The following is a 24,269-nucleotide window of genomic DNA, read 5'->3' as shown; positions in this document are numbered from 1 at the left end:
TCACGCCAGCACTTTGCGCCCCGCAACGCGGCCGGAAAACAGGCATCCGCCAAGGAACGTGCCCTCCAGCGCATTATAACCATGCATGCCGCCGCCACCGAAACCCGCCACTTCTCCGGCGGCATAAAGGCCCGGAACCGGCGCACCGGCAGCATCCAGCACCCGCCCCTCAAGATCGGTGTGGAGGCCACCAAGCGTCTTGCGCGTCAGCACATGCAGCCGCACGGCAATCAGCGGCCCCATTGCCGGATCAAGCAGCCGGTGCGGTTTTGCCGTCCGCATCAGCCGGTCGCCGAGATAACGGCGCGCCCCGTGTATCGCCGTTACCTGCGCATCCTTGCTGAAACCGTTTTCGATTTCGCGGTCGCGCGCCTCTATCTGATGACGGATATGGTCTATATGCAGCCGGTCGTCGCCGCTGATGGCATTCATCGCCGTCACGAGTTCTTCGAGCGTATCCCGGACGGCGAAATCTTCGCCGCGCTCCATGAAGGCACGCACCGGCCCCGGCGGTTCCTTGCCCAGTCTTTTGAGCAGCAGCCTTATATCCTTGCCGGTCAGATCGGGATTCTGTTCAGAGCCTGAAAGCGCAAATTCCTTCTTGATGATCGCCTTGGTCAGAATGAACCAGCTATGGCCGCTGCCGCGTTCGCCCAGCATTTTTAGCGTGCCGAGCGTATCGAAACCCGGCATGGCCGGGGCGGCAAGGCGGTTTCCATCCGCATCGCACCAGAAGGACGAGGGGCCAGGCAGGATGCGGATGCCGTGACCCGGCCAGATCGGATCGTGGTTCTTCACGCCCTCGGTATAATGCCACATGCGGTCACGGTTGATGACGGCTCCACCGGCGGTTTCCGTAATGGCGATCATGCGGCCATCCACATGCGCGGGAACACCGCATACCATGCTGGCAGGAGGCTCGCCCAGCCGTTCCACCGGCCAGTTGCGCCGCACCAGTTCCTGATTGCCGCCGATGCCGCCAGAACTGACGATGACGGCAGCAGCGGAGAAGACAAAATCGCCCTGCTCTTCCCGGCTGCTCTCCTGCCCACGTTGCGCCGAGTCGGCTGCGAGAACGGAGCCTGAAACACCGGTCACCCGGCCGTCGGTGATCTCCAGACGATCAACCCGGTGGCGAAAGCGAAAGGTTAGCCGGCCGGTTGCCGCCATGGCCTTCGCCTTTTTTACGAAGGGTGCAAGTACGCCCGGACCCGTGCCCCAGGTTACATGGAAACGCGGAACGGAATTGCCATGGCCGTGGGCAAGGCTGCCACCGCGCTCGGCCCAGCCAACAACGGGAAACCAGCGCATGCCCATGCGGTGCAGCCATTCGCGTTTCTCACCGGCAGCAAAATCGAGATAAGCCTCCGCCCAGCGGCGCGGCCAATAATCCTCCGGGCGGTCGAAACCGGCCGAACCGAACCAGTCCTGTCTTGCAAGATCGAGACTGTCTCGCACCCGCATCCGGCGCTGTTCGGGACTATCGATGAAAAACAGTCCGCCCAGCGACCAGAAGGCCTGCCCGCCAAGGTTCTGCTCGCCCTCCTGATCCACGACGCAGACGCTGAAACCCCGCTCAGCCGCCTCGGTTGCCGCCACCAGCCCTGCAAGCCCCGCGCCGATAACGATCACATCATAGCCTTCCATCAGCCCCTCCCAGATATGACGGAATTACTTTTACGCGAACGTAAATTTACTTTCATCAGAAGGCAACCGCGGTGACGCGGTCCGCGATTTCAGCGCTCAGTAAGCTTGAGTTCGATACGGCGGTTCTGCTGCCGTGCTTCCGGCGTATCGCCTTCGGCAATCGGCTGATATTCGCCGAAACCGGCGGCGACCAGCCGGTTTGCCGGCACGCCCTTGGAGATCAGGAATTTCACCACCGAGGTGGCGCGGGCCGAGGAAAGCTCCCAATTGTCTCGATAACGCCCGGAACCGGAAAGCTGAACGTTATCCGTATGGCCATCCACGCGCAGCACCCAGTTGATCTCCGCCGGAATTTCCTTGGCGAGATCGAGCAGCGCGACAGCCAGCTTCTCCATCTCCGCCTGCCCTTCCGGGTTGAGTTCATTGCCGCCGGAGGGGAAGAGCACTTCGGACTGGAAGACAAACCGGTCGCCAACGATGCGGATGTTTTCGCGGTCCGACAGGATTTCGCGCAGCCGCCCGAAGAAATCGGACCGATAACGGTTCAGTTCCTGCACCCGCTGCGCCAGCGCGACATTGAGACGGCGGCCAAGATCGGCGATCTTGACCTGAGAAGAGGCATCCTTGGCTTCCGAGGCCTGAAGCGCGGCTTCGACCGAGGCAATCTGCGCTCTCAGCGCCGCAATCTGCTGGTTGAGCAATTCGATCTGTGCGGAGGCACGGGAATTGGCCTGCCGCTGCTCGTCCAGTTCGCCAGTCAGGCTACCGATCCGGGCATTGGCGCTTGCGTTGTTGCCAGATCCCGCATCGAGAAGCGACTGCAGGCGCGAGCGCTCGTTTTCGGATGCGGCAAGGGTGGATTGCAGGCTCGCGAGCGCGTCCTCAATATCCTGCTTGTTGCCTTTTTCCATGGCCAGAAGTTCGGTCAGTTCGGCAATCTGGCTGTTGAGACGTGTCAGCACCTCGTCCTTGCCGGTGATTTCCCGCGACAGAACGAATTGCGCCAGCACGAAGACCGTAAGCAGAAACATGATGGCCATGAGCAGCGTCGACAGTGCATCGACGAAACCCGGCCAATAATCCACGCCCCTGTCGCGGCGGCGGTTGCGCGCAAGCGCCATGGCTACTCGCTCCCGTTATCGTGCCGGGTGCGTCCGGAAGATTTCGTGTCGCTGTCGATCCGCGCCGACAGCCGGTCGAGCGTGCGGCGGAGCGATTTCGATTCTTCCTGCTGCGCTTCGATCCAGTCACGCAACATCTGCTGTTCGCTGCGCATGTTCTTGACGAGCCCCTGAATGCCTTCGGCAAGGCTGGTCATGGCCGCAAGCGAACGCTCGGTGCTGACCACGGCGCCGGGTTCGCCCTTGAACTCCCTCGGCCCTTCCGTCGTATCCGTCACCGAGGAAAGCCAGTTTTCGAGCTGGGTATAGAAACGGTTCTGGGCGCGGCCGGCCTGAAGATCGAGGAAGCCGAGAATCAGCGAACCCGAAAGACCGAGCAGCGACGAGGAAAAGGCCGTTCCCATGCCCGCCAGCGGCGCAGTCAGGCCGGCCTTGAGGGAGCCGAGAATATCGTTGCTGTCGCCGGCGCTTGGATCGAGCGACTGGATGACATTGCTGATGGCGCCAATGGTGCCGATCAGGCCCCAGAAGGTGCCGAGCAGGCCGAGAAACACCAGCAGGCCGACGAGATAACGCGATGTGTCACGCGTCTCGTCAAGGCGCGTCGCGATGGAATCGAGGATCGTCCGCTGCGTAACGGCAGAAAGCCGGACTTCGCCACGCTTGCCGATCAGCGTGCTCATCGGCGCAAGCAGCTTGGGCGCACGGCCGACCTTTTCGACGCTGCCGGCAGCGCGAAAGGCATTGAACCAGCGCACTTCGGAACGCAGGCTCATCGTCTGTGTAAACACCAGAATGATGCCTATGGCCAACACGCCGAGAATGAAGCCGTTGAGCCCCGGATTGGTCATGAAGGCGGTGTGGGCCTGCCGGTAAAGAATGGCCGCCAGAAAGCCCACGAGGACCAGAAACAGAACCATCGTCCAGAGAAACGGTGTCGGGCTGGACAGCTTGTGGCTGTATTGCCGTGTGGTCACCGGTTTCTCGACGCCAAGATCGAGCAGCTCCGAATCCGCCATAACGTTCGCATTCCCTTTGGTCAGCTATCCAGCGGAAGCTATTTGAAAATTGCGACGATTTGAAGCGAAAAGCCGGTCTTTCGTCACAGGCGTTTCACGAAAACAGCCTGGAACCGGATGACGGAAAACAAAAACGCCCGGCGAATATTCGCCGGGCGTCTAAAACTTGCGGAAAACGGCAGGTTTTCCGCCGAAAACCAATCAGCGGCCCGGAATGGGACGGTTGGCGACCTCAACGAGCGCCTTGTGGATATATTCGTTGCCGGCAGCGACGGAGCTGCTGCCGAAGATATCCGTGCCGCCCTTGATGTCGGAGGCGAAACCGCCGGCTTCACGAATCAGCACGAGGCCTGCCGCCATATCCCACGGCGAAAGATCGGCTTCCCAGTAACCATCTAGACGGCCAGCGGCAACGTAGGCGAGATCGAGCGACGCCGCACCCATGCGGCGGATGCCGGCTGCCTCCCCCATGACGTGGCGAAGTTCGACCAGGAACTTGCCGTGATTGCCGCGGCCAAGATGCGGCACGCCGCAACCGATGACGCAATCGGTCAGCGCCTTGCGCGCAGCGACGCGGATGCGGCGATCGTTGAGGAACGCGCCGCCGCCGCGCTCGGCAGTGTAGAGTTCGTCGGTGGCCGGATTGAAGATCACGCCGGCGACGACTTCACCGTTACGCTCGAGCGCAATGGAAACCGCGAAATGCGGAATGCCGTGCAGGAAGTTGGTGGTGCCATCCAGCGGATCGACGATCCAGCGATGTGCGCCGTCCGTGCCCTTTTCCTCGCCGCCTTCTTCACCCAGGAAGTCGTAGGTCGGGCGGGCCTTCATCAGCTCGTCGCGCACGATCTTCTCGGCTTTCAGGTCCGCCTGCGAGACGAAATCGCTCGGTCCCTTGACCGAGACCTGAAGGTTCTGCACTTCACCGAAGTCACGCGACAAAGACTTACCCGCCTTGATGGCGGCCTGAACCATGACATTGAGAAGGGCTGAACGGGCCATCGATGTTGTTTCCTGGAAAGCTTGCGAACCGCCCGGAAGCTCACCGGGCAGGCACGTCATTATTTTCTTGAATTGAAAGTTTGCGGTTCAAGACCACAAAACGCGCGGAAATTCAAGGCAAAAAGCCCAAGGGTCAACGCCAGCGTGGCAAGGCTACCCTTCCATCACGTCGGGCGGAAACGATTTGCGGCCTCAATCGCCTTCTTCTGCTGCTCGTCGGTGATGCCGAGATAAAAGTCCTCGAGCGACGGGTCCTTCAGCCCGGCGCGGCGGGAAAGCACATACCATTTGGCCGCTTCGACCGGATCGGGCCGGGTGCCGAGCGCCTGAATGTAAAGATGCGCCACCTTGTTCTGCGCCACGACATTGCCGCGCTGTGCCGCACCATAGAGCCAGCGGAAGCCCTCATCCAGATTGCGCTCACCGCCGAAACCATTGACCAGCCAGATGCCGAGATCGACCTGCGCGGTATCGTAGCCCGCCTTCGCGGCCCGTGTCAGCCAGTCCCGCGCCTTTGCCTTCTTCTCGGCCGGCACATCCTTGAGCGACCAGTAAATCTGCGACACCGCATATTGCGCATCGGCAATGCCCTGTTCGGCGGATTTCTCATAGAACGGCAAAGCCATCAGCAGACCCTTGGCGCCGGGATTTTCCGAAACCAGTATCTGACCCCAGTTGAACTGGGCAGAGGCGTTGCCGGCTTCCGCCGCACGGCGCATGAAATCGTCGGCCTTCGCCTTGTCGCGGGTGACGAATTTGCCTTCCATCAGGATCAGCGCGAATTTGAACATGGCGACGGGATCGCCACCCTGAGCCGCCTGCTGGTACCAGAAAGCGGCTGTCTTCTCGTCACGGGCGATGCCCAGACCACGCGACATCATTTCCGCCACCAGCGTCTGGGCGGCTGCGTCACCGTTCTGCGCGCGGTTCAGCGCCTTGTCGAGCGCCTGCACATATTCGCCGCGCTGGAAATGCCCGTAAGCTTCGTCCACCCGGCCCTTGAATTCCTTTTCAGGCGGCAGCGCCGGCAATTCCGCGCCCATGCGCTGATAGACATTCACGCCTGCCGACGGCTGCAAGTCCTTCTGCTCTTCGGATTGCACCCGGCCCTGACGGGTCGGCTGAGCCTCATTTTCCAGCTGGCGGGACAGCGCATTGCTTTCGCTCTGCGGCCCGGACTGGGCAAAAGCGACACCCGCCGGCGCGCCGAAAGCGAGCGCCAACAGCGAAACGGAAAGGCAGAGGTGAACCGAGCGCATGATCATCGCCTGTATCAACCGTCAAACCGTGGCGCTTTTTCGTCAAGCAGGGCGTTGATTTCAGAAACGGCCTGGGCGGCGCCGGTGGCATTATCGAAAACGCCGCTGCGCATCGCCACGAACTCCACACCGGTTTCGGCCACGGCAACCACCGAGGACACATCGGTACCACCCATGACGATGGCCGGGATTTCGATCATCGAGGCCCACCACTCGCCGAGCGCCAGGTTTTTGGGGTGCGCTTCCGGCTTGATGTCGCCTTCGAGCTTTCCGAAAAACACGTAATCCGGATTGGCCTCGCCCTGCTCCAGCGCCTTGTGACGGTCATCCGCATTGCCGCCGCCGACGATGAGCTTCGGCGTGAATTTTTCCACTGCCTCGGCAAGCGCCTCGCCATTGCCAACCACATGCAGGCCATCCGCCTTCACGCGACCGGCAACGCGGCTGTCGCCGGCGATGAGCGCTGCCGCACCTGCCTTCTGGACAAGCGGCACGATCAGTTCGGCGCGTTTCTGGAAAGCGGCGTCGTCCAGACCATATTGCGGAATGATGACGGAAGCGACATCGCCGCCCCGCAATGCATCTTCCACCTCTGCCGCCTGCTTTTGCGCGTCGTCCGATTGCGGAACGATCAGGACAAGGCGGCAACGATCTTCAACTAGGGTCATCGGTTCGTCCATTTCAGACAGAAGACGCTTACCGCGCAATCTGCACTCGTTTTCATATGACAAATCCGATAAACCGGACCGGCGAAAGGATCAACTGTCCATCCATGCTCACCGATTTTCATTTTTATCTCGTCGCCATCCCCGCAGTCGTGCTCGTCGGCCTTTCCAAGGGCGGCTTAGGCGGCGCTCTCGCCCTTATGGGCGTGCCGCTGATGGCGCTTGCCGTATCGCCAGTGCAGGCGGCGGCCATCTTCCTGCCGATCCTGATCGTCATGGATATCGTGGCGCTTTTTGCCTGGCGGCATTACAACCACCGGGAAACGCTCCTCGTCATGCTGCCGGGCGCAATCGCCGGTATCGCGCTCGGCTGGGCGACCTCGAGCCTCATTTCCGCGAACGCCATGCGTCTCGTCGTCGCCTCTGTCACGATCCTGTTCGTACTGCGTTATTTCTATGAGAGCTTCAAAAGCCGCAAAGGCCAGGAAATTCCGGCCAAGCCGCAAAGACCAGCTGCTGCAACCCTCTGGTCCAGCCTGTCGGGTTATGCGAGTTTCGTGGCTCATGCGGGCGGTCCGCCCTTTCAGATCTATGTTCTGCCGCTGAAGCTCGATCCAAAGACCTATACCGGCATGAGCGTGCGCTTCTTCGCCATCATGAATGCGATCAAGCTCATTCCCTATTTCGCGCTCGGCGCGCTGGACGCCACCAACCTCAAGACATCGGCAAGCCTGCTGCCGGTGGCGATGCTGGCGACGCTTGCCGGCGCCAGGGTGGTGAAATATCTGAAACCGGCCGTGTTTTACCCACTCATGTATGCCATGGCGCTGATTGCAGCGCTTAAACTGCTATGGGACGGACTGCCGTTCTAAATCCGACAATAAAAAAGCTCTGGCAGCAGGTTTTCGCCGCCAGAGCTCGAAAGGCTCAGACCGTCGACCCCTCATTCATCGAGGGCCGACGGAATGGCATAAATCAATGTCTTGTCGAGGCCTTGAGCCTCTGCAGTTCATCCTTCAGGCGCAGTTTTCGACGTTTAAGGTCCGCGATCTCTCTATCGTCAGACGACGGGGAAGCAAGAATACTTTCGAGCTCCTCCTCCAGAGCACCGTGTTTCTTTTCGAGCGATGCAATATGAGCCTGAATGGTCATGCGGCACGTCCTTCCTTTTTGAACCTACCTCCAGCTCTCCATCGCTGGAGTTTCAGGTTTACGACGGCAATGTGACACGGATCGCGCCGCTTGTCGAAGGCGAAATGAAGGCAATAAGTGGGCAATTTGGTCGCAAGGGATAACTTCCCGTTACCGCGATTTGATGATAGAGGCTCGTGAACGATCACAGACGCGCCGGAGCCGATCCGGCTGGCATAAAATGGGGATGACGAGATGCCCGATCAGGACCAGGCGGACATCAGGCTCACGCTGGCGCGGCTGCGCCAGGAGCATGAGGATTATGACGCGGCGATCAACGCGATGATCCAGACCAGCTGCGATGCGCTGAGAATACAGCGCATGAAAAAGAAGAAGCTGGCCGTCAAGGACAAGATGACCCAGCTCGAAGACCAGGTCATTCCCGATATCATCGCCTGAGCCCGGAGACATTACGTGACAGCAGAAACGCCCCCCGTCGCCATCATCATGGGCAGCCAGTCCGACTGGGAGACCATGAAGAACGCCGCCGATACGCTGGATGCGCTCGACATCGAATACGAAGCCCGCATCATTTCCGCCCACCGCACCCCGGACCGGCTTTATGACTTCGCCAATAGCGCGAAGGACGAAGGCTTCAAGGTCATCATCGCCGGTGCGGGCGGCGCCGCCCACCTGCCGGGCATGACGGCCTCGATGACGCCGCTTCCGGTCTTCGGCGTTCCGGTGCAGTCCAAGACCATGTCCGGTCAGGACAGCCTCTATTCCATCGTGCAGATGCCCGCCGGAATTCCGGTTGGCACGCTCGCCATCGGCAAGGCAGGCGCGATCAATGCGGCCCTTCTTGCCGCCGCGGTTCTGGCGCTGAGCGACGACGACCTCGCCGACCGGCTGGATGCCTGGCGTGCGCGCCAGTCGGCGGCTGTCGCGGAATATCCAATGGACAGCACCCAGTGACGACAAAAGTGATGGCAAAGACGACCAACCTGACCATCGGCATCATCGGTGGCGGGCAGCTCGGGCGTATGCTGGCGATGGCCGCAGCCCGCCTCAACCACCGTACCATCGTACTCGAACCGCAGGCCGATTGTCCGGCTGCGCAGGCCTGCAACGAGCAGATCGTGGCGGAATATGACGACGAAAACGCGCTTGCGGAACTCGCAAGCCGTTGCGATGTCGTGACCTACGAATTCGAGAACGTGCCTGTTGCGGCCGCCGAAAAGCTCAGCCTCTCCGTTCCCGTCTATCCGCCTCCGAAAGCGCTCAGCGCCTCGCAGGACCGGTTGACGGAAAAGCGCTTCCTCAATGGCTGCGGCATCCCGACTGCTGATTTCCGTGCTGTGGACAACCAGGAAGAGCTGGAGGCCGCATTGGCCGCCTTCGGGGGCAAGGGCGTTCTGAAAACCCGTCGCATGGGTTATGACGGCAAGGGCCAGCGTCTTTTCCGCGGTGGAGAAGACCTCGAAGGCGCTTTTGCGGCGCTCGGCGGCGTGCCGCTGATTCTCGAGAGCTTCATCTCCTTCGAGCGGGAAATTTCTATCATCGCCGCCCGTTTCCTGGATGGAACCGTCACCTGCTACGATCCGGCCGAGAACGTTCATCTGAACGGCATTCTACACACGTCCAGCGTTCCGGCCGCACTTTCCGACGCCGCGAGGGAAGTTGCCGTGCAATCGGCGGAAAAGCTTCTGGCTGCGCTGGATTATGTCGGTGTCACCGGCATCGAATTCTTCGTCCTGCCGGATGGTTCGCTGGTCGCCAATGAAATGGCGCCGCGCGTTCACAATACCGGCCACTGGACGGAGGCGGCCTGCGTAATCTCGCAATTCGAACAGCATATCCGGGCCGTATCGGGCCTTACTCCCGGCAGCACGGATCGCCATTCGGATTGCGTCATGACCAACCTCATCGGCGACGACATCGACGATGTACCGGCATGGCTGTCGAAAAAAGACTGTTTCGTGCATCTCTACGGCAAGACGGAAGCACGGCCGGGCCGCAAGATGGGCCATGTGACCGAGCTTTTGCGCACAGGAAAAGCCTAGTCTTTTAAGGCAAAGACACGGGCAAGTGTTGACAGGCAGGGCTCAAACGGGTATCTGCCTGCCAACCGAAAAGAGCGCGCCCCGTTGCGCGTTTTTGATTGTTTGAATAAGCACGGCAGAAACCGTGCAAAACTGCGGACCAGTAAAATGAAGATCAAGAATTCGCTTAAAGCGCTTAAGGCCCGTCATCGCGATAACCGCCTGGTTCGCCGCAAGGGCCGCGTCTACATCATCAACAAGCAGAACCCGCGCTTCAAGGCTCGCCAGGGCTGATTGACTGCGACTGCGGTTCGCGATCAAGCTCGCGGATCACTTTGTTGACAGAGCAGAAGTTTGCATTTGATATTGGGCGCAGTCGGGTTAAGCTTTAACCCATGCGCCCAAATCGTTTTTGCACGGCTATCATCCTCGCCCAGGGCTTCCTGTTTTCAAGCCTCCCGATTCCGGGAATGGCTGTCATTGCCCATGCGGCGGACGGGCAACCGCCTGCTGTTGCGGACTCCGCACCTTCATCCGCCAAGACGATCGACACGCTTTTCGCATCACTGAAAAAAGAACGGAATGCGGTCAAGGCGCGCAGCATCGCCAACCAGATCGCCTCCGAATGGAATGATTCCGGCAGCGCAACGGTCAACCTGCTGATGCAATGGGCGGGCGAAGCCGCAGACGAAAAGCGCAACGCCGCCGCTTACGATTTTCTCGACCAGGTCATTCTGCTCGATCCGGACTATGTGCAGGCGCCCTATCGCCGCGCCATGGTGCATTTTGCCGATGGCGACACCCGCAAGGCGATGGCGGATATTAACCTGACACTGGAAAGGGAGCCGCGCTATTTCCCGGCGCTGGCAAGCCTCGCCAATATCCTCGAAGCCTCGGGCCGCGACGAGCTGGCGTTGAAGGCTTGGGAACGTTATCTGGCGCTCTACCCCGCCGACAAGGACGCCCGCAAGGAGGCCGTCGACCTTTCGGAAAAGCTGGCCGGCACGCGCGGCTGAATTCGATACCACTGATTTTATTTATTGGACTTAGCAGGGCTTTATTTTGGCAGAGCAGAATGAATTTAAAGCAGCCGAAAGTCTTTTAAACTCCATCGGAGACAATCCGAGTTTCGATATAAGCGAGTTCATAGATCGAATTTCCGTGACTGAGGATTGGGGGAAACTCATCGTCGCCCATATCTATCTGGATCACATCGTCACTGAAGTTTTGAACATGCATCTAGATCATCCCGCCTCATATTTCAACGGCCACAGATCGTTCGCTGAGAAGCTCAGCCTATGTCAGGCGCTGGGATATTTTCGTGATGAATTCGGCAATGTTCTAAGGGCCGTCAATAACTTACGGAATAGGTTTGCGCACAAACTGGTATTCCACGTTTCGGACGAAGAGAAGCGCAATTTGTTTCGTACTCTCACGACGGAACGCGCCACATCCGAAGTGACCCGGTCAGGCGGTTTCGAGGAGTTTCTGTTTACAGTCGTTATGTTTGCAGAGATTTCGCGATCCGCGGAAAAGCGCCAAGCCGAATTGTCAAAAGAGCACAAATTCGTAAGTGAAAAAATCCTGGAGCTTCTTATCGCCAACAAGGACGTGTTGGAAAATAAGATTTAGCCGCAGGGCGCACCCGGAAGTCGCCCCACAGCTAGCTGTTGATCATTCCATGCCGAGCGCAGCCATATACGTCTGAAGAATGGTTTCTTCCTCGATACGCTCGTTGGCGTCCTTTTTGCGCAAGCGGATAATGGTGCGGATCGCTTTGGTATCGTAACCACGGCCTTTGGCCTCACCGATGACATCCTTGATATCGCCCTGAATGGCAGCCTTTTCTTCTTCCAGACGTTCAATCCGTTCAATAATCTGGCGCAGTTCTGCGGCGGCGACGGTTTCGGTGGTGCTGGTATCGTCCATCATGTCATCCTTCATTGGCGGCCCGCATGCGAGCCTTGTTCATTATATCCGGGCGAAGCCTTCGCCGGTCGCTGCCGGCGGGCAGCAGAATTCCGGCCTGTGAACTGCCCACTGAAAGGCCTCGCGTCAAGTCGTTTCCGTCGATCGGGGTTATTCCCTGGGCCTGTTCTGCTCAAAGGCGGCTTTCTGGGCATCACTCGCCTCCGCCTGATATTTTTCCTTCCAGTCCTCATAGGGCATGCCGTAGACGATTTCCCGGGACTCTTCCTTGCTGAGGGGAACGCCGGCCTCCTCGGCCGCTTCCCGGTACCAGTTGGAAAGGCAGTTGCGGCAAAAGCCGGCGAGATTCATCAGGTCGATGTTCTGCACGTCGTGGCGTTCGCGAAGGTGCTGCACGAGACGGCGAAATGCCGCCGCCTCGAATTCGACCTGCCGATTGTCGTTCTCAGTCGTCATGGCAAAACTCCAGGCTCAGTAGGGACCGGTGCGGGAGGCGAACTGCTGATATTCATGCAGGACGGGATCGTCGTTCATTGCGGCGAAAATGGGAGCGAGCCGGTCCGACCATTCGGCGATCCCCTCTTCATTCGCGATCAGATCCTGCCGAACCTCGAGAAGCGCATGCGGTATGCCCTTCATCATGCAATGGCGATACATGGTGTCACCCTTGAGCGCTCCGTCATAGGGTTCGTTGTCACCGACGAGGATGTCGCCCGTGGCCCGCAGATGCGCCAGAAGCGGATCGACCGCACGATGATCCGTATCCCACAGAACCGCCGCATGCCATGGCCGCGGCGTTTCCTTCCAGAACGGCGTGTAGGAATGCAGCGACAGAACCAGCGGCGCTTCTCCCGAGGCCTCGGCCACGCCGGTCAGCACACGATCCACGGCATTGTGATAGGGCCGGTGAAAAATCTCGATCCGCCTTTGCCATTCCTCGTCCGAAATCGGATGATTGCCAGGGATGATCGCCCCGTCCGAAATCTTCATGATGAGAGTGGGATCATCCTCGCCGCGATTCGGATCGATCAGCAGCCGGGAAAACCGCCCGAGCACCGCCGGCACGCCAAGGCGCGCGGCAAGTGAGCGCGTCAGCCCCTCTATACCGATATCAAATGCGATATGGCGATGAAAAGCGGTTTGCGGAAGGCCAAGTTTGCCGTAGTGTGCCGGCAGGAGGTTCATGGCATGGTCCGCCAGAAGAACCATGCCTTTGTCATAATCGCCTTCTATGATTTCATAGGGTATGAAGTCGTTCATCGATGATTTTCTGGGGCAGGATTGAGGAGAGAAGCTTGATGGCATGGCTTGAGGCCGGGCGCAAGTTGCGGCGAAAGAACAGCCATCTACCTTATCGCACTCACGATCCCACGAACAATATAATCGATTAAAATCGCGTTGACTTTCTTGGGCGGCCACGCCAAGAAGTGTGTTCATTATAACCATGGAATCCGGATGGAAGCCGTGACTCAGTCATCTCTCGCTCTTCCTCGCCACTTTCGGCATATCGCCCGTCTTTTTTCCGCAGCGGCATTGTTTCTGACCCCGTTCATGATCGCGGCGCCCGCGCATGCGGATTTTCGCGTGTGCAACAGCACGCAGAACCTCGTGGGGGTCGCAATCGGCTACCGGGCACAGGAGGGCTGGGTCAGCGAAGGCTGGTGGCAGGTCCCCTCCTCGACCTGCGCGACGCTGATCGAGGGTGAGCTGCAGTCACGTTATTATTATCTCTATGCCGAAGATGCCGCCCATGGCGGCCGCTGGACCGGTGACGTCAACATGTGCGTGGCGGAAAACGAGTTCAAGATCAACGGCGTGGACGATTGTTTTGCCCGCAGCTTCCAGAGAATGGGTTTCAAGGAATATGACACGGGCAGACAGGGCAGCTGGATGGTCCAGCTCTCCGATACGCCAGGCACACAGGGAAATCAAAACTGATGAAGCGTAACCGCAAAGTCAAAATTCTTGCAACTCTCGGCCCGGCCTCTTCCGAAGAGGCGATGATTGAGAAGCTGCATCTTGCTGGCGCAGATCTTTTCCGGATCAACATGAGCCATGCGAGCCACGACGTGATGCGGACGCTCATTCAGCGTATCCGTTCTGTCGAGAGCCGTACCGGCCGCCCCATCGGCATTCTGGCCGACCTGCAGGGTCCCAAGCTGCGCGTCGGAAAATTCGCCGAAAGCAAGGTCGAACTTGTTCCGGGCCAGACCTTCACGCTGGACAATAACGACACGCCCGGTGACAACACCCGCGTTTTCCTTCCCCATCCGGAAATTCTCGAGGCGGTCAAGCCCGGCCATCGCCTGCTGATCGATGACGGCAAGCTGCATCTGCGCGCTGAAAAGAGCGACGGCAAGAGCATCGTCACCACCGTCATTTCCGGTACACGCATTTCCGACCGCAAGGGCATCAGCCTGCCGGATACGCTGCTCGGCGTCGGCGTTCTGACCGACAAGGACCGCGTCGATCTCGACGCCGTTCTCGCCACCGGCGAAGTCGACTGGGTGGCGCTTTCCTTCGTCCAGCGTCCGGAAGACCTTGCCGAAGTGCGCAAGATCGCACGCGGCCGCGTCGGCCTGATGTCCAAGATCGAAAAGCCGCAGGCTGTCGAGCGCATCGAAGAAATCATCGAGCTTTCCGACGCGCTGATGGTCGCCCGTGGCGATCTCGGCGTCGAAATGCCGCTGGAAGCCGTTCCGGGCATCCAGAAGCAGTTGACCCGCGCCTGCCGCCGCGCCGGCAAGCCGGTCGTGGTCGCCACGCAGATGCTGGAATCGATGATCACCGCACCTGTACCGACCCGCGCCGAAGTCTCCGACGTCGCCACCGCCGTCTTCGAAGGCGCGGACGCCATCATGCTTTCTGCTGAATCTGCCTCCGGCGACTACCCGGTCGAAGCGGTCTCCACCATGGCCTCCATTGCCAGCACGGTGGAGCAGGACCCCTATTATTCCAATATCATCTATGCGCAGCGCGCCCAGCCGGAACCGACCGGCGCCGACGCCATTTCGCTCGCCGCCCGCCAGATCGCCGAAACGCTGAAGCTTGCGGCAATCGTCACCTATACGTCCTCGGGCACAACCGGTCTGCGCGCCGCGCGCGAACGGCCACAGGTTCCGATCATCGCGCTGTCGCCGATCATCCAGACCGCACGCCGCCTGTCGGTCGTCTGGGGCCTGCACTGCGTCGTCACGGGCGATGCCAGCGACCTCGATGACATGGTGAACCGCGCTTGTCGCATCGTGGTTTCCGAAGGTTTCGGCAAGCCGGGCGATCGTATCATCATCTCCGCCGGCGTGCCTCTCGGCACCCCTGGAGCAACCAACATGGTCCGCATCGCCTATATTGGCTCGGACGGCCAGAGCGGCGTCTAAAGCTTCAATATCCCGCATAAAAAACCCGCCGGTAACGGCGGGTTTTTTGTTGGCCTCTCGGCCGTCTTACTTATGAAAACAGGCTCAGTGCATCTTCACCGGCGTGCTGAAGCGGCTGGATTCGATGGCCACTGCACCAGGCTTGAAGCTCGCCGAGGTGGCGGAAGCCGACATGTCGTTGCTGAGCATGCGGTTGGCGACAACACGCGGCGCCTTTACCGAGCGTCCAGTCGTACCCTTGTTCTGGTTGAGCGCCCAATCCGAAATCAGATCCTGAGTCAGGCGTCCACCGCCCACCATGGCCTGCTGGGAAACGGCGGCATCCTGCCTGCTCGGGCGCGAACCCTTGGTCGGCATGCCGGCGCTGAGGCCGCCATTGATGGCAGGCTTCAGGTCGAAAGCATCACCGAAGCCAGCCTGCGGTTCGGCCTTGGCCGTTTCGGCGGGTGCGACGGTAACCTTGTGGTTGACGGCGGCCGGGAATGGCGCGGCTGTCGGCATGGCAGCCGACTGGACATGCGACCGGGCGGCCTGACCGCTCTGTTCAAGAGCCGCAACCACCGTCGGCGAAAGCGTATCCTCCTGCGCCTCGGCGAGATCGTCCTCACCTTCTGGATCGGCATTGGCCGCCGCCAGCAGGGCTTCCGCCACGGCCGGACGATTGGCAGGAACCGGAACAGAAGCGAGTTCGCCGGTCGCAGCCGGTGTCGCACCATCTGCGGACGCCGTCAGGATCGATCCCTCCGCATCACCTTTCATGCCACGGGGTCCGAGAAGTGTGGGCACCGGCACGGATACTTCAGCCAGATCGGCAAATTGCTGGCGCTCGGCCGGCGCGGAAGCCGGAGTCGGCGTGGTCGCTGCCTGCAGGGCATCCTGTGCGGCATTGCGGGCCGGCGAATAAAGCGCGGTCGCAAGGCCGGTATTGGCCGGCGGCTGGTTACCGAAGGCGGGTCGAGCCGTTGGCAGCGGCGCATCGTTCACGCCGGGAAGCGCCTGTGCCGAAGCAACTGCAATGGTGGGTTCAGGCTCGGGAGCCGCCTGCTGCGGAGCCGCCGGACGGGCGACGGCCGGGCGTTCTGCGGGCTCCGGCGCTGCGATGCTATCGGGATCTTCATCCTCGTCACCGCCGCCAAAGAGGGCCTGCAGCAACGTCTTGCGCTTGCCGCCGCCAGATGAGGCAGGGCCGGCACCGGCACTGGAAGCAACCTGAATGGAGGAGGAGCTGACGCGCTTCTTGTAATCGGCGAGCGCCTGCTCATAACCGGGAAGCGGCTTGCCGTCGGAAGGAAGATGCAGCGTATTGCCGTTCGGGAAGATGCGGACGAGTTCCTGGCGGCTCATGCGCGGCCAGGCGCGAACGCCGCCGACATCCATGTGCACGAAGGGAGAGCCCGACGTCGGATAGAAACCGACGCCACCGATCTGCATCTGCATGCCGATTTCACGAAGACGGGCAAGCTTCACACCGGGGATATAAAAATCCATGGCCTTGCCGAGCATATGCTGGCTTTTTTCCGCGACACCCTTGGTGCGTGTGCGCAGCAAACCGTTGGTTTCCGGCGAGCGGAAAGCCGAAACGACGTTGATATAGTCGGTCGCGCCGCTGCGGCGATAAACTTCCCAGACGAGATCGAAAAGGCGCGGGTCCATGCGTGTCGGCTGGTTGCGCCGCCAGTCGCGCAGGAAGCGGTTCAGCTCCTGCAGACCTTTCTGGTCATATTTTCCATTGCGCTTGAAGGTGATGACCGCCTTCTCGCGTGTATGGATATAATACAGTTTGAGGCTTCGCGTCTCGGCGGCGGCTTCCGTCGCCGAAACACCTACGAAAGGCATTGCGGCGAGCATCAGGCAGGCAAAGGTGACAGCGCGCGCCGACAGCTTCGTGCATATATCCTTGATCAAGCCGCGCGCGATCTTAGTCGAAAGCGCGTTATTCCGATGCAGATATGGCAATTCGATCCCCGCCTGGAAGACAATTTCTGTCACATTGCCTCAAATGAACGTCAAATACGGTGACACGATGGCAAAATTGCCACACACATACAACCTTCCTCTACATAGTGAATCAGCCACTAACAAGAGGTTTATAGACGGTAAGCGGATATCCTTGCTCAGAAGTTAACGAATTTACGATCTGCCTTCGAATACGGGGGTTGTGCGCTCAGGCTGCATCTCGAAGGGGATCGTCGGGATCGATGCCATAATCTTTCAGCTTTCGGTAAAGAGTCGAACGGCCGATACCAAGCTTTCTGGCAACCTGACTCATCTGCCCACGATAGAAGCGCAGGGCGAAACGGATGAGCTCCTCCTCGATCTCGGCCAGTTTGCGGATATTGCCCGATTCATCCATGCTGGAGATCAGGTTTCCGCCCCGGTAGATAGTGGTGGAAATATCCGACGGCTCCTCCATGACGGCGTGGTTTTCAGCGGCCGGTGGCGGGGCCGGCGAATAGGCCGCAAGTTTCAGAGACGCTCCCGATGGTGTGCGGATGACATCGTCCGCATCGTCGCCGGTCGAAAATTCCGGCAGCTGAAGCGCGATCTGCGGAAAATCGGAATCCGACAGTTCCTCGCCCTGCGAGAGCACTACCGCACGGAAGACAGCGTTTTCGAGCTGGCGGATATTGCCCGGCCAGTCATAGGCCGTCAGCAGCGCCAGCGCGCTGGCATTGAGGCCGACGGGATTTGGCAATTTCTGTTCCGCCGAAAAGCGCTCGGCAAAAACCCGCGCCAGATGGGGAATATCTTCCTTGCGGCGGCGCAGCGCCGGAATGGTGATCGGGAAGACGTTGAGGCGATAATAAAGGTCTTCGCGGAAACGACCTTCCTTCACCTCTTCGATGAGGTTCTTGTTGGTGGCGGAGATCAGCCGCACATTCACCTTCTGCACCCGTGCGGAGCCGACGGTTTCGATTTCGCCCTGCTGGACCGCGCGCAAGAGCTTCACCTGCACGTCCAGCGGCAAATCGCCGATTTCATCGAGGAACAGCGTGCCGCCATCCGCCTCCATGAATTTACCGACATGTTTTTCCGTCGCGCCTGTGAAGGCTCCTTTTTCGTGGCCGAAGAGGATGCTTTCCACGAGATTATGGGGAATGGCGCCGCAATTGACGGTGATGAACGGCTTGCTCGCCCTGTCGCCGGCCGACTGGATGGCGCGGGCGACCATTTCCTTGCCCACACCGGATTCGCCTTCCAGCACCACGGGGATGCTGGACTGGGCGGCGCGCTGCGCGAGTTCGATGACCCTGAGCATTGCGGGGCTTGCGGAAACGATATCGGTAAAATTCACTGCATTGCTCCGTCCGCGCCGGCCCGTGCGGGCCTTTGCCTCTCTCCTGTCGAGCTTGAGCGCATTGGAGATGGCGGCGCCGATCCTTTCCGGCGAAACCGGCTTGACGACAAAATCGAAAGCACCGGCGCGCATGGCCTGCACGACGGTATCGATGCCGCCCTGTCCCGTCTGGACAATGACGGGAACATCGGTGCCGAGTTCGCCGATAGCTTTGAGAAAGGTAAGCCCGTCCATTTCAGGCATCATGAGGTCGAGGACGATGACATTGATCTCGCCGCTATATTGCTTGAGCAGTTCCAGCCCCGCCTTGCCGTTTTCGGCGAGCAAGGCGAGATGCCCATAACGTTCCACCGCATTTTTGAGCAGGCGGCGCTGGACGGGATCATCGTCTATCACGAGAACATGCGCGGTCATTTTTAGCTCCGGTTTCCGGTTTATGGACCTGCTTCATGCGGTCCCTTATTCCGCACTCTGGCATGGGAGACTTGAACATCCAGTTTTGAGAATTGCTTGCATTTTATCCATTGCCGCGGGAAACAAGGTCCCCATATGCTTCGCACGCATAATCAGAAGGACACGTTCGATGACCCTCAACCGCCCTACCCCGCAACCCGTCTTCTCCCTTGCCGAAACCACCGGTCCGGCGCTTGGCGACCTGCCCGGCTGGAAGCTCTCGGACCTCTATCCGTCGGGCGATTCGCCGGAATACAAGGGCGATCTCGACAAGGCGGCGTCGATGGCGGCGGCTTTCGAGAAGAAATGGAAGGGCAAGCTTGAAGCAGCCGCGAAGGCGACGGGCGAAAACGGCATCGGTGCCGCGCTCAGGGAATATGAAGCGCTGGACGATCTCATTGGCCGCATCGGCTCCTTTGCCGGGCTCACCTATTTTTCCGATACGTCGAACCCGGCAAACGGCAAGCTTTACGGCGATGCCCAGGCGAAGCTGACGGATATTTCCTCCCACCTCCTGTTCTTCACCCTTGAGCTCAACCGCATCGATGACGCCACGATGGACGCCTGCATGGCGAATGACGCCGCGGCGGGTCACTACCGCCCGTGGCTGGTGGATTTGCGCAAGGACAAGCCGCACCAGCTCGACGACCAGCTGGAGCAGCTGTTCCTCGAAAAATCGATGACCAGCGCAGCGGCCTTCAACCGCCTGTTCGACGAGACGATGGCCGACCTGCGTTTCGACATTGACGGCGCGAGCCTGCCGCTGGAAGTGACGCTCAACATGCTGCAGGAACCGGAGCCGGAAACCCGAAAGAAAGCGGCTCAGGCGCTGAGCGCCACCTTCAAGGACAATCTGCGCGTCTTCACGCTCATCACCAACACGCTTGCCAAGGACAAGGATATTTCCGACCGCTGGCGCAAATTCGAGGATATTGCCGATAGCCGTCATCTCGCCAACCGCGTCGAGCGCGAGGTGGTCGATGCCTTGGCGGCGGCGGTCAAGAAGGCCTATCCGCGCCTCTCGCATCGTTATTACGCCATGAAGGCGAAATGGCTCGGCATGGAGCAGATGAATTATTGGGACCGCAACGCGCCGCTTCCCGATACGTCGAACACCATCATTCCCTGGGATGAGGCAAAGGACACCGTGCTTTCCGCCTATGGCAATTTCGCCCCCGAGATGGCCGATATTGCCCGCCGTTTCTTCGATGAAGAATGGATCGACGCGCCGGCCCGCCCTGGCAAGGCGCCCGGCGCCTTCGCGCATCCGACCGTGCCCTCGGCCCATCCTTACGTGCTCGTCAACTATCTCGGCAAACCGCGCGACGTGATGACGCTTGCCCATGAGCTTGGCCATGGCGTGCATCAGGTGCTGGCCGGGGAGCAGGGCGCCTTGATGTGCGCGACGCCGCTGACGCTTGCCGAGACCGCCTCCGTCTTCGGGGAAATGCTGACCTTCCGCAAGCTGCTCGACGACACGAAAGATGTCCGGGAACGCAAGGCCATGCTCGCCCGCAAGGTCGAGGACATGATCAACACGGTCGTGCGCCAGATCGCTTTTTATGAATTCGAGCGCAAACTGCACACCGCCCGCAAACAGGGAGAACTGACCTCCGAGCAGATCGGTGAATTGTGGCTGTCCGTTCAGGCCGAGAGCCTTGGTCCGGCAATCCGGATTTCCGAAGGCTACGAGACATGGTGGACCTACATCCCCCATTTCATTCACTCGCCCTTTTATGTTTATGCCTATGCCTTCGGCGACTGCCTGGTGAACTCGCTCTATGCGGTTTACCAGAAGGCCGAGACGGGTTTTCAGGAGAAATATTTCGAGCTTCTGAAGGCGGGCGGCACCAAGCATCATTCGGAGCTTCTGAAACCCTTCGGCCTCGATGCGACCGATCCCTCTTTCTGGGACAAGGGGCTTTCGATGATCGAGGGACTGATCGACGAGCTGGAAGCGCTGGATAACAAACAGGCTTAATCTCTTCCGCCGGCAGGGCTATCCTATTTCGGACAAGCTTTGCCGGTTGATATTGCCGGCGGAAGACACCGGCAACAATTCGGGCGACGAGCACAGGCAATGAAACGCAAACCCGCCGATCTGACCTTGAGGGAAACCCTGCGCTGGGAGCCGCAGACCGGCTTTCAGCGCATCGACCAGCATATACGCCGATTGCTGCGCTCCGCCGACGCGCTCGGTTTTCGCGCGCCGGTCAATGCGGTTCAGGTGCTGGAAAAGAAGGTGGGCGGCGAAAAGCCGCTCTGCGTCAGGCTGGTCATGAACTACAAGGGCGAACTCGACGTCGAAACCGCCGACTTCCAGCCCTTGCGGCAGGATGCCGTCTGGCGGGTCCGCATCGCCCGGCAGACCACGCTCGATTCCGCCGATACCTTCTATCGCCACAAGTCCTCACGCCGCGAGCCCTACGATGCCGCCCGGGCCGAATTTTCAGCCGGGGAGGCCGACGAGGTGCTGCTGCTCAACGAACGCGGTGAGTTGTGCGAGGGATCGTCGACCAGCATTTTCGTTGAAATGCCGGATGGGCAATTGCTGACGCCGCCGCTCGACAGCGGCATTCTGCCGGGTGTGCTGCGCGCCGATCTGATCCGCGAACGCAGGGCGCGCGGACAGGCGCTGAAACCGGCAGACATTGCCGGCCGGAAACTCTTCGTCGGCAATTCGCTGCATGGGTTGATTGCGGCGGAACTCGTTTAAACAGTTACCGACAGAAGCCGGTCGCGGCCTTTTTCCTTGGCCGCATAAAGAGCCTGATCCGCCCGCATGAAAACATCGTCGGCGCTTTCGGACGCGCGATAGACCGTCAGCCCAGCTGAACAGCTATAGGAAAAGTCCGGAAATTCGGAGAGAGGCCTTGAAAGGCGCACCTTCTGCAGCAGCCGTTCGACGACCTCCCGGCCCTCGGCCACCGTGCTGCGCGGCAGGATGAGCATGAATTCCTCACCGCCGATCCTGCCGAAACAATCCACCCGCCGGATGACGGAATGGGCGATGCCGACGAAATCGCGAAGCACCGCATCCCCGCATTTATGACCGAAACGGTCGTTGATCTGCTTGAAGAAATCGATATCGAGCGTGCACAGGCAAAAAGGCGTTTCCAGCCCCTTGGCAACCCGCTCCACCTGCAAAGCCAGCTTGGCGAAGACGAAACGGCGGTTTGCCGTTCCCGTCAATTCATCGGTCTGCGAGGCGCGGACTGCCAGATCCCGGTCCTGCCGCAGCGTTCTGTAGCCCTGGCGCAATTCGGTGACGTCGCTTGCAACGCACAGCATCCAGCCATCCTGCTGCACCGTTTCCGTCATCCAGAACCAGCGGCCGTCATGCATATCCATCTCAAAGGCGCGGTAAGGCAGCTTGCCGCGCCGGGACTGCGCCGACAGCAGCCATCCCTCGAAATCATTGTTGCGGACGACGACACCGGTGCGCAGCCGATGGTTCAGCCGCATGATATCCGCCCAGGTCGGGAAATCGCCGGCGGCGAGCTGAAAGCTTTCCCGAAACGACGGATTGGCATGGCGCAACCGGTCCTCGGAATCGTAAAGCGCAATAAGAACGGGGGTGGCACTCTGAAGCGCTGCGACACGCTCGATAAGATTATTCAACAGGCAACTCTCCCGTGATGGCGAAAATTCCCCCGTCGTCATCCGGCCAAAGCCCCCAAGCCTTTGGACATAGAGAGGAAAAGAAGAACTTAATTATAAACGCACTATCTAAAATGCGAAGAGGCAGAATGCGGTGGAAAGGGTGCGCGCGCCCGCCTTGCCGTCGCCATCGTCATATGTCCGTCATCCACCTGCCCTTTATTGTGGCACGCTTTTATGATCTAGCTTACTTATTGGCAAAAAAGGAAAATTGACGAATGACGGATAAAAACCACCCGATTTACGGCGATATTGACGGCCCCATCATCATGATCGGCTTCGGCTCCATCGGGCGCGGCACTCTTCCGTTGATCGAACGTCATTTCAATTTCGACAGGACCCGGCTCGTCGTCATCGACCCGCGCGAAGACATCGCCGCCTTTCTGGCCGAGAGGAATATCCGCCATATCCAGACGCATCTGACCAAGGAAAATTACCGCGAGATTCTCAAGCCGCTCCTCAAGGGCGTTCAGGGCCAGGGCTTCTGCGTCAATCTTTCGGTCGATGCCGCCTCCGTCGATCTGATGCGGATTTGTCGCAAACATGGCATGCTTTACATCGACACGGTCGTCGAACCCTGGCCCGGTTTTTATTTCGACGCCGATGCCGATAATGCGGCCAGAACCAATTATTCGCTGCGCGAAACCATGTTGAAGGAGAGGGCGCGCAAGCCGGGCGGCACGACGGCGGTTTCCACATGCGGCGCCAATCCGGGCATGGTGTCCTGGTTCGTGAAACAGGCACTCGTCAATCTCGCCAGAGATACCGGCCTCGACATCGAGGAGCCGCAGCCGCATGACCGCGATGGCTGGGCAAAGCTGATGAAGCGGCTTGGCGTCAAGGGCGTTCACGTGGCCGAACGCGACACCCAGCGGGCGAAGGAACCGAAGCCCTTCGGCGCTTTCTGGAACACATGGTCCGTCGAAGGTTTTATCGCGGAAGGTTTTCAGCCAGCCGAACTCGGCTGGGGAACGCATGAAAACTGGATGCCGAAAAACGCAAAAAAGCAGAAAAAGGGAAGCAAGGCGGCGATCTATCTCGATCAGCCCGGCGCCAATACGCGGGTGCGGACATGGTGTCCGGGCCTTGGGCCGCAATACGGATTTCTCGTCACGCATAACGAAGCGATTTCGATTTCCGACTATTTCACCGTCCGCAACGATGATGGCGACGTGACCTATCGGCCAACCTGCCATTATGCCTACCATCCCTGCAATGACGCCATTCTTTCCCTGCATGAGCTTTTCGGCAATGGCGGCACCCCCCAGCCGATCCAGCATGTGCTCGGCGAAGACGAGCTTGTCGACGGCGCCGATGAACTCGGCGTTCTTCTTTATGGCCATGACAGGAATGCCTATTGGTATGGCTCGCGGTTGAGCCTGCAGGAAGCACGCTCACTCGCCCCCAACCAGAATGCGACCGGATTGCAGGTCAGCTCCGCTGTGCTCGCGGGCATGGTCTGGGCGATTGAGAACCCGCAGGCCGGCATCGTCGAGGCGGATGAAATGGATTATCGCCGTTGCCTTGAGGTGCAGCGCCCCTATCTCGGGCCCGTCGAGGGACATTATACCGACTGGAAGCCGACCGATGGCCGCCCCGGCCTGTTTCCCGACAATATCGATACGTCCGATCCCTGGCAGTTTCGCAACATCCTCGTGCGCTGACG

Annotated in this window: 25 protein-coding genes; 12 read left to right on the top strand and 13 right to left on the bottom strand. The window is 59.7% G+C overall.

All coding sequences use genetic code 11. From position 1 onward, the window contains the following. The 6 genes from PIB16_RS06575 to PIB16_RS06550 all read right to left on the bottom strand — a co-directional run bounded on the left by PIB16_RS06575 (position 1) and on the right by PIB16_RS06550 (position 6,716). A complete protein-coding gene (locus tag PIB16_RS06575; protein WP_271045241.1) occupies positions 1 to 1,647 on the bottom strand; it encodes an FAD-binding dehydrogenase in 1,647 nt (548 codons plus the stop codon). Between the two features lie 89 nt (positions 1,648 to 1,736). Next, complete coding sequence (locus PIB16_RS06570; RefSeq protein ID WP_078052040.1) at positions 1,737 to 2,768, bottom strand: peptidoglycan -binding protein; 1,032 nt, start codon at positions 2,766 to 2,768, stop codon at positions 1,737 to 1,739. A gap of 2 nt (positions 2,769 to 2,770) precedes the next feature. Next, complete coding sequence (locus PIB16_RS06565; protein WP_065656504.1) at positions 2,771 to 3,787, bottom strand: flagellar motor protein MotA; 1,017 nt, start codon at positions 3,785 to 3,787, stop codon at positions 2,771 to 2,773. 201 nt (positions 3,788 to 3,988) lie between these two features. Then, a complete protein-coding gene (locus PIB16_RS06560) occupies positions 3,989 to 4,789 on the bottom strand; it encodes an inositol monophosphatase family protein (protein ID WP_003520360.1) in 801 nt (266 codons plus the stop codon). A gap of 164 nt (positions 4,790 to 4,953) precedes the next feature. Continuing rightward, positions 4,954 to 6,054, bottom strand: coding sequence for a tetratricopeptide repeat protein (locus PIB16_RS06555; RefSeq protein ID WP_035262893.1), 1,101 nt, complete (start codon positions 6,052 to 6,054; stop codon positions 4,954 to 4,956). Between the two features lie 8 nt (positions 6,055 to 6,062). Further along, positions 6,063 to 6,716 (bottom strand): thiamine phosphate synthase, encoded by a 654-nt coding sequence (locus PIB16_RS06550; protein WP_174037008.1) that lies wholly within the window; start codon positions 6,714 to 6,716, stop codon positions 6,063 to 6,065. A 104-nt stretch (positions 6,717 to 6,820) separates the two neighbouring features. Here PIB16_RS06550 and PIB16_RS06545 point away from each other — a divergent pair, with 104 nt between their 5' ends. Then, complete coding sequence (locus PIB16_RS06545; protein ID WP_271045240.1) at positions 6,821 to 7,585, top strand: sulfite exporter TauE/SafE family protein; 765 nt, start codon at positions 6,821 to 6,823, stop codon at positions 7,583 to 7,585. 103 nt (positions 7,586 to 7,688) lie between these two features. Here the strand turns inward: PIB16_RS06545 and PIB16_RS06540 are convergent, their stop codons facing one another. Continuing rightward, complete coding sequence (locus PIB16_RS06540) at positions 7,689 to 7,865, bottom strand: YdcH family protein (protein ID WP_003506164.1); 177 nt, start codon at positions 7,863 to 7,865, stop codon at positions 7,689 to 7,691. A gap of 234 nt (positions 7,866 to 8,099) precedes the next feature. Here PIB16_RS06540 and PIB16_RS06535 point away from each other — a divergent pair, with 234 nt between their 5' ends. The 6 genes from PIB16_RS06535 to PIB16_RS06510 all read left to right on the top strand — a co-directional run bounded on the left by PIB16_RS06535 (position 8,100) and on the right by PIB16_RS06510 (position 11,518). Beyond that, complete coding sequence (locus PIB16_RS06535; protein WP_003497661.1) at positions 8,100 to 8,303, top strand: YdcH family protein; 204 nt, start codon at positions 8,100 to 8,102, stop codon at positions 8,301 to 8,303. Positions 8,304 to 8,318: 15 nt separating this feature from the next. After that, positions 8,319 to 8,819, top strand: coding sequence for a 5-(carboxyamino)imidazole ribonucleotide mutase (purE, locus tag PIB16_RS06530; RefSeq protein ID WP_065656506.1), 501 nt, complete (start codon positions 8,319 to 8,321; stop codon positions 8,817 to 8,819). 11 nt (positions 8,820 to 8,830) lie between these two features. After that, a complete protein-coding gene (locus PIB16_RS06525) occupies positions 8,831 to 9,907 on the top strand; it encodes a 5-(carboxyamino)imidazole ribonucleotide synthase (protein WP_271045239.1) in 1,077 nt (358 codons plus the stop codon). A gap of 147 nt (positions 9,908 to 10,054) precedes the next feature. Continuing rightward, entirely contained in the window at positions 10,055 to 10,180 is a 126-nt protein-coding gene (gene ykgO / locus PIB16_RS06520) for a type B 50S ribosomal protein L36 (protein WP_003497670.1), read from the top strand. 101 nt (positions 10,181 to 10,281) lie between these two features. After that, a complete protein-coding gene (locus tag PIB16_RS06515) occupies positions 10,282 to 10,902 on the top strand; it encodes a tetratricopeptide repeat protein (protein WP_271045238.1) in 621 nt (206 codons plus the stop codon). Positions 10,903 to 10,948: 46 nt separating this feature from the next. Next, positions 10,949 to 11,518: a hypothetical protein gene (locus PIB16_RS06510; RefSeq protein ID WP_174037010.1), complete on the top strand. Its 570-nt coding sequence runs from the start codon at positions 10,949 to 10,951 to the stop codon at positions 11,516 to 11,518. Positions 11,519 to 11,560: 42 nt separating this feature from the next. On the opposite strand, the gene PIB16_RS06505 is transcribed toward PIB16_RS06510, so the two are convergent. The 3 genes from PIB16_RS06505 to PIB16_RS06495 form a co-directional block, all read right to left on the bottom strand. Next, complete coding sequence (locus PIB16_RS06505) at positions 11,561 to 11,818, bottom strand: DUF2312 domain-containing protein (protein WP_026364047.1); 258 nt, start codon at positions 11,816 to 11,818, stop codon at positions 11,561 to 11,563. Positions 11,819 to 11,965: 147 nt separating this feature from the next. Beyond that, complete coding sequence (locus tag PIB16_RS06500; RefSeq protein WP_080857481.1) at positions 11,966 to 12,271, bottom strand: DUF1244 domain-containing protein; 306 nt, start codon at positions 12,269 to 12,271, stop codon at positions 11,966 to 11,968. Between the two features lie 15 nt (positions 12,272 to 12,286). Further along, positions 12,287 to 13,075: an N-formylglutamate amidohydrolase gene (locus PIB16_RS06495; RefSeq protein ID WP_271045237.1), complete on the bottom strand. Its 789-nt coding sequence runs from the start codon at positions 13,073 to 13,075 to the stop codon at positions 12,287 to 12,289. A 291-nt stretch (positions 13,076 to 13,366) separates the two neighbouring features. Here PIB16_RS06495 and PIB16_RS06490 point away from each other — a divergent pair, with 291 nt between their 5' ends. Both PIB16_RS06490 and pyk read left to right on the top strand, forming a co-directional pair. Then, positions 13,367 to 13,753, top strand: coding sequence for a DUF1036 domain-containing protein (locus tag PIB16_RS06490; RefSeq protein ID WP_020012242.1), 387 nt, complete (start codon positions 13,367 to 13,369; stop codon positions 13,751 to 13,753). Continuing rightward, positions 13,753 to 15,192, top strand: a complete 1,440-nt coding sequence (gene pyk / locus PIB16_RS06485) for a pyruvate kinase (RefSeq protein ID WP_065656511.1) — start codon at positions 13,753 to 13,755, stop codon at positions 15,190 to 15,192. The genes PIB16_RS06490 and pyk overlap by 1 nt, the downstream gene beginning before the upstream one ends. Positions 15,193 to 15,276: 84 nt before the next feature. Here pyk and PIB16_RS06480 read toward each other — a convergent pair whose 3' ends face one another. Beyond that, positions 15,277 to 17,181 (bottom strand): DUF882 domain-containing protein, encoded by a 1,905-nt coding sequence (locus tag PIB16_RS06480; RefSeq protein ID WP_161987913.1) that lies wholly within the window; start codon positions 17,179 to 17,181, stop codon positions 15,277 to 15,279. 175 nt (positions 17,182 to 17,356) lie between these two features. After that, entirely contained in the window at positions 17,357 to 18,904 is a 1,548-nt protein-coding gene (locus tag PIB16_RS06475) for a sigma-54-dependent transcriptional regulator (RefSeq protein WP_125144959.1), read from the bottom strand. 169 nt (positions 18,905 to 19,073) lie between these two features. Between PIB16_RS06475 and PIB16_RS06470 the strand changes: the two genes are divergently transcribed. Together PIB16_RS06470 and PIB16_RS06465 are read left to right on the top strand one after the other, a co-directional pair. Beyond that, a complete protein-coding gene (locus PIB16_RS06470; RefSeq protein ID WP_271045236.1) occupies positions 19,074 to 20,924 on the top strand; it encodes a M3 family oligoendopeptidase in 1,851 nt (616 codons plus the stop codon). 99 nt (positions 20,925 to 21,023) lie between these two features. Beyond that, positions 21,024 to 21,659, top strand: coding sequence for an aminotransferase class IV family protein (locus tag PIB16_RS06465; protein ID WP_271045235.1), 636 nt, complete (start codon positions 21,024 to 21,026; stop codon positions 21,657 to 21,659). Here the strand turns inward: PIB16_RS06465 and PIB16_RS06460 are convergent. Continuing rightward, positions 21,656 to 22,564, bottom strand: coding sequence for a sensor domain-containing diguanylate cyclase (locus PIB16_RS06460; RefSeq protein WP_271045234.1), 909 nt, complete (start codon positions 22,562 to 22,564; stop codon positions 21,656 to 21,658). The genes PIB16_RS06465 and PIB16_RS06460 overlap by 4 nt on opposite strands. Positions 22,565 to 22,821: 257 nt before the next feature. Here PIB16_RS06460 and PIB16_RS06455 point away from each other — a divergent pair, with 257 nt between their 5' ends. Continuing rightward, positions 22,822 to 24,267: a homospermidine synthase gene (locus PIB16_RS06455; protein WP_271045233.1), complete on the top strand. Its 1,446-nt coding sequence runs from the start codon at positions 22,822 to 22,824 to the stop codon at positions 24,265 to 24,267. The last annotated feature ends 2 nt before the right edge of the window (positions 24,268 to 24,269 follow it).

The organism is Agrobacterium sp. ST15.13.015 (assembly GCF_027871645.1).
Taxonomy (GTDB): domain Bacteria; phylum Pseudomonadota; class Alphaproteobacteria; order Rhizobiales; family Rhizobiaceae; genus Agrobacterium; species Agrobacterium leguminum.
This window is presented reverse-complemented; position numbering and strand designations above follow the sequence as displayed.

Excerpts from the sequence above, each read along its gene's own strand:
- PIB16_RS06525 (WP_271045239.1), top strand. The coding sequence starts at position 8,831 with ATGGCAAAGACGACCAACCTGACCATCGGCATCATCGGTGGCGGGCAG.
- PIB16_RS06515 (WP_271045238.1), top strand. The coding sequence starts at position 10,282 with ATGCGCCCAAATCGTTTTTGCACGGCTATCATCCTCGCCCAGGGCTTC.
- ykgO (WP_003497670.1), top strand. The coding sequence starts at position 10,055 with ATGAAGATCAAGAATTCGCTTAAAGCGCTTAAGGCCCGTCATCGCGAT.
- PIB16_RS06535 (WP_003497661.1), top strand. The coding sequence starts at position 8,100 with ATGCCCGATCAGGACCAGGCGGACATCAGGCTCACGCTGGCGCGGCTG.
- PIB16_RS06455 (WP_271045233.1), top strand. The coding sequence starts at position 22,822 with ATGACGGATAAAAACCACCCGATTTACGGCGATATTGACGGCCCCATC.
- PIB16_RS06550 (WP_174037008.1), bottom strand. The coding sequence starts at position 6,716 with ATGACCCTAGTTGAAGATCGTTGCCGCCTTGTCCTGATCGTTCCGCAA.
- PIB16_RS06560 (WP_003520360.1), bottom strand. The coding sequence starts at position 4,789 with ATGGCCCGTTCAGCCCTTCTCAATGTCATGGTTCAGGCCGCCATCAAG.
- pyk (WP_065656511.1), top strand. The coding sequence starts at position 13,753 with ATGAAGCGTAACCGCAAAGTCAAAATTCTTGCAACTCTCGGCCCGGCC.
- PIB16_RS06565 (WP_065656504.1), bottom strand. The coding sequence starts at position 3,787 with ATGGCGGATTCGGAGCTGCTCGATCTTGGCGTCGAGAAACCGGTGACC.
- PIB16_RS06505 (WP_026364047.1), bottom strand. The coding sequence starts at position 11,818 with ATGATGGACGATACCAGCACCACCGAAACCGTCGCCGCCGCAGAACTG.
- PIB16_RS06490 (WP_020012242.1), top strand. The coding sequence starts at position 13,367 with ATGATCGCGGCGCCCGCGCATGCGGATTTTCGCGTGTGCAACAGCACG.
- PIB16_RS06475 (WP_125144959.1), bottom strand. The coding sequence starts at position 18,904 with ATGACCGCGCATGTTCTCGTGATAGACGATGATCCCGTCCAGCGCCGC.
- PIB16_RS06570 (WP_078052040.1), bottom strand. The coding sequence starts at position 2,768 with ATGGCGCTTGCGCGCAACCGCCGCCGCGACAGGGGCGTGGATTATTGG.
- PIB16_RS06495 (WP_271045237.1), bottom strand. The coding sequence starts at position 13,075 with ATGAACGACTTCATACCCTATGAAATCATAGAAGGCGATTATGACAAA.
- PIB16_RS06470 (WP_271045236.1), top strand. The coding sequence starts at position 19,074 with ATGACCCTCAACCGCCCTACCCCGCAACCCGTCTTCTCCCTTGCCGAA.
- PIB16_RS06500 (WP_080857481.1), bottom strand. The coding sequence starts at position 12,271 with ATGACGACTGAGAACGACAATCGGCAGGTCGAATTCGAGGCGGCGGCA.
- PIB16_RS06465 (WP_271045235.1), top strand. The coding sequence starts at position 21,024 with ATGAAACGCAAACCCGCCGATCTGACCTTGAGGGAAACCCTGCGCTGG.
- PIB16_RS06555 (WP_035262893.1), bottom strand. The coding sequence starts at position 6,054 with ATGATCATGCGCTCGGTTCACCTCTGCCTTTCCGTTTCGCTGTTGGCG.
- PIB16_RS06540 (WP_003506164.1), bottom strand. The coding sequence starts at position 7,865 with ATGACCATTCAGGCTCATATTGCATCGCTCGAAAAGAAACACGGTGCT.
- PIB16_RS06545 (WP_271045240.1), top strand. The coding sequence starts at position 6,821 with ATGCTCACCGATTTTCATTTTTATCTCGTCGCCATCCCCGCAGTCGTG.
- PIB16_RS06575 (WP_271045241.1), bottom strand. The coding sequence starts at position 1,647 with ATGGAAGGCTATGATGTGATCGTTATCGGCGCGGGGCTTGCAGGGCTG.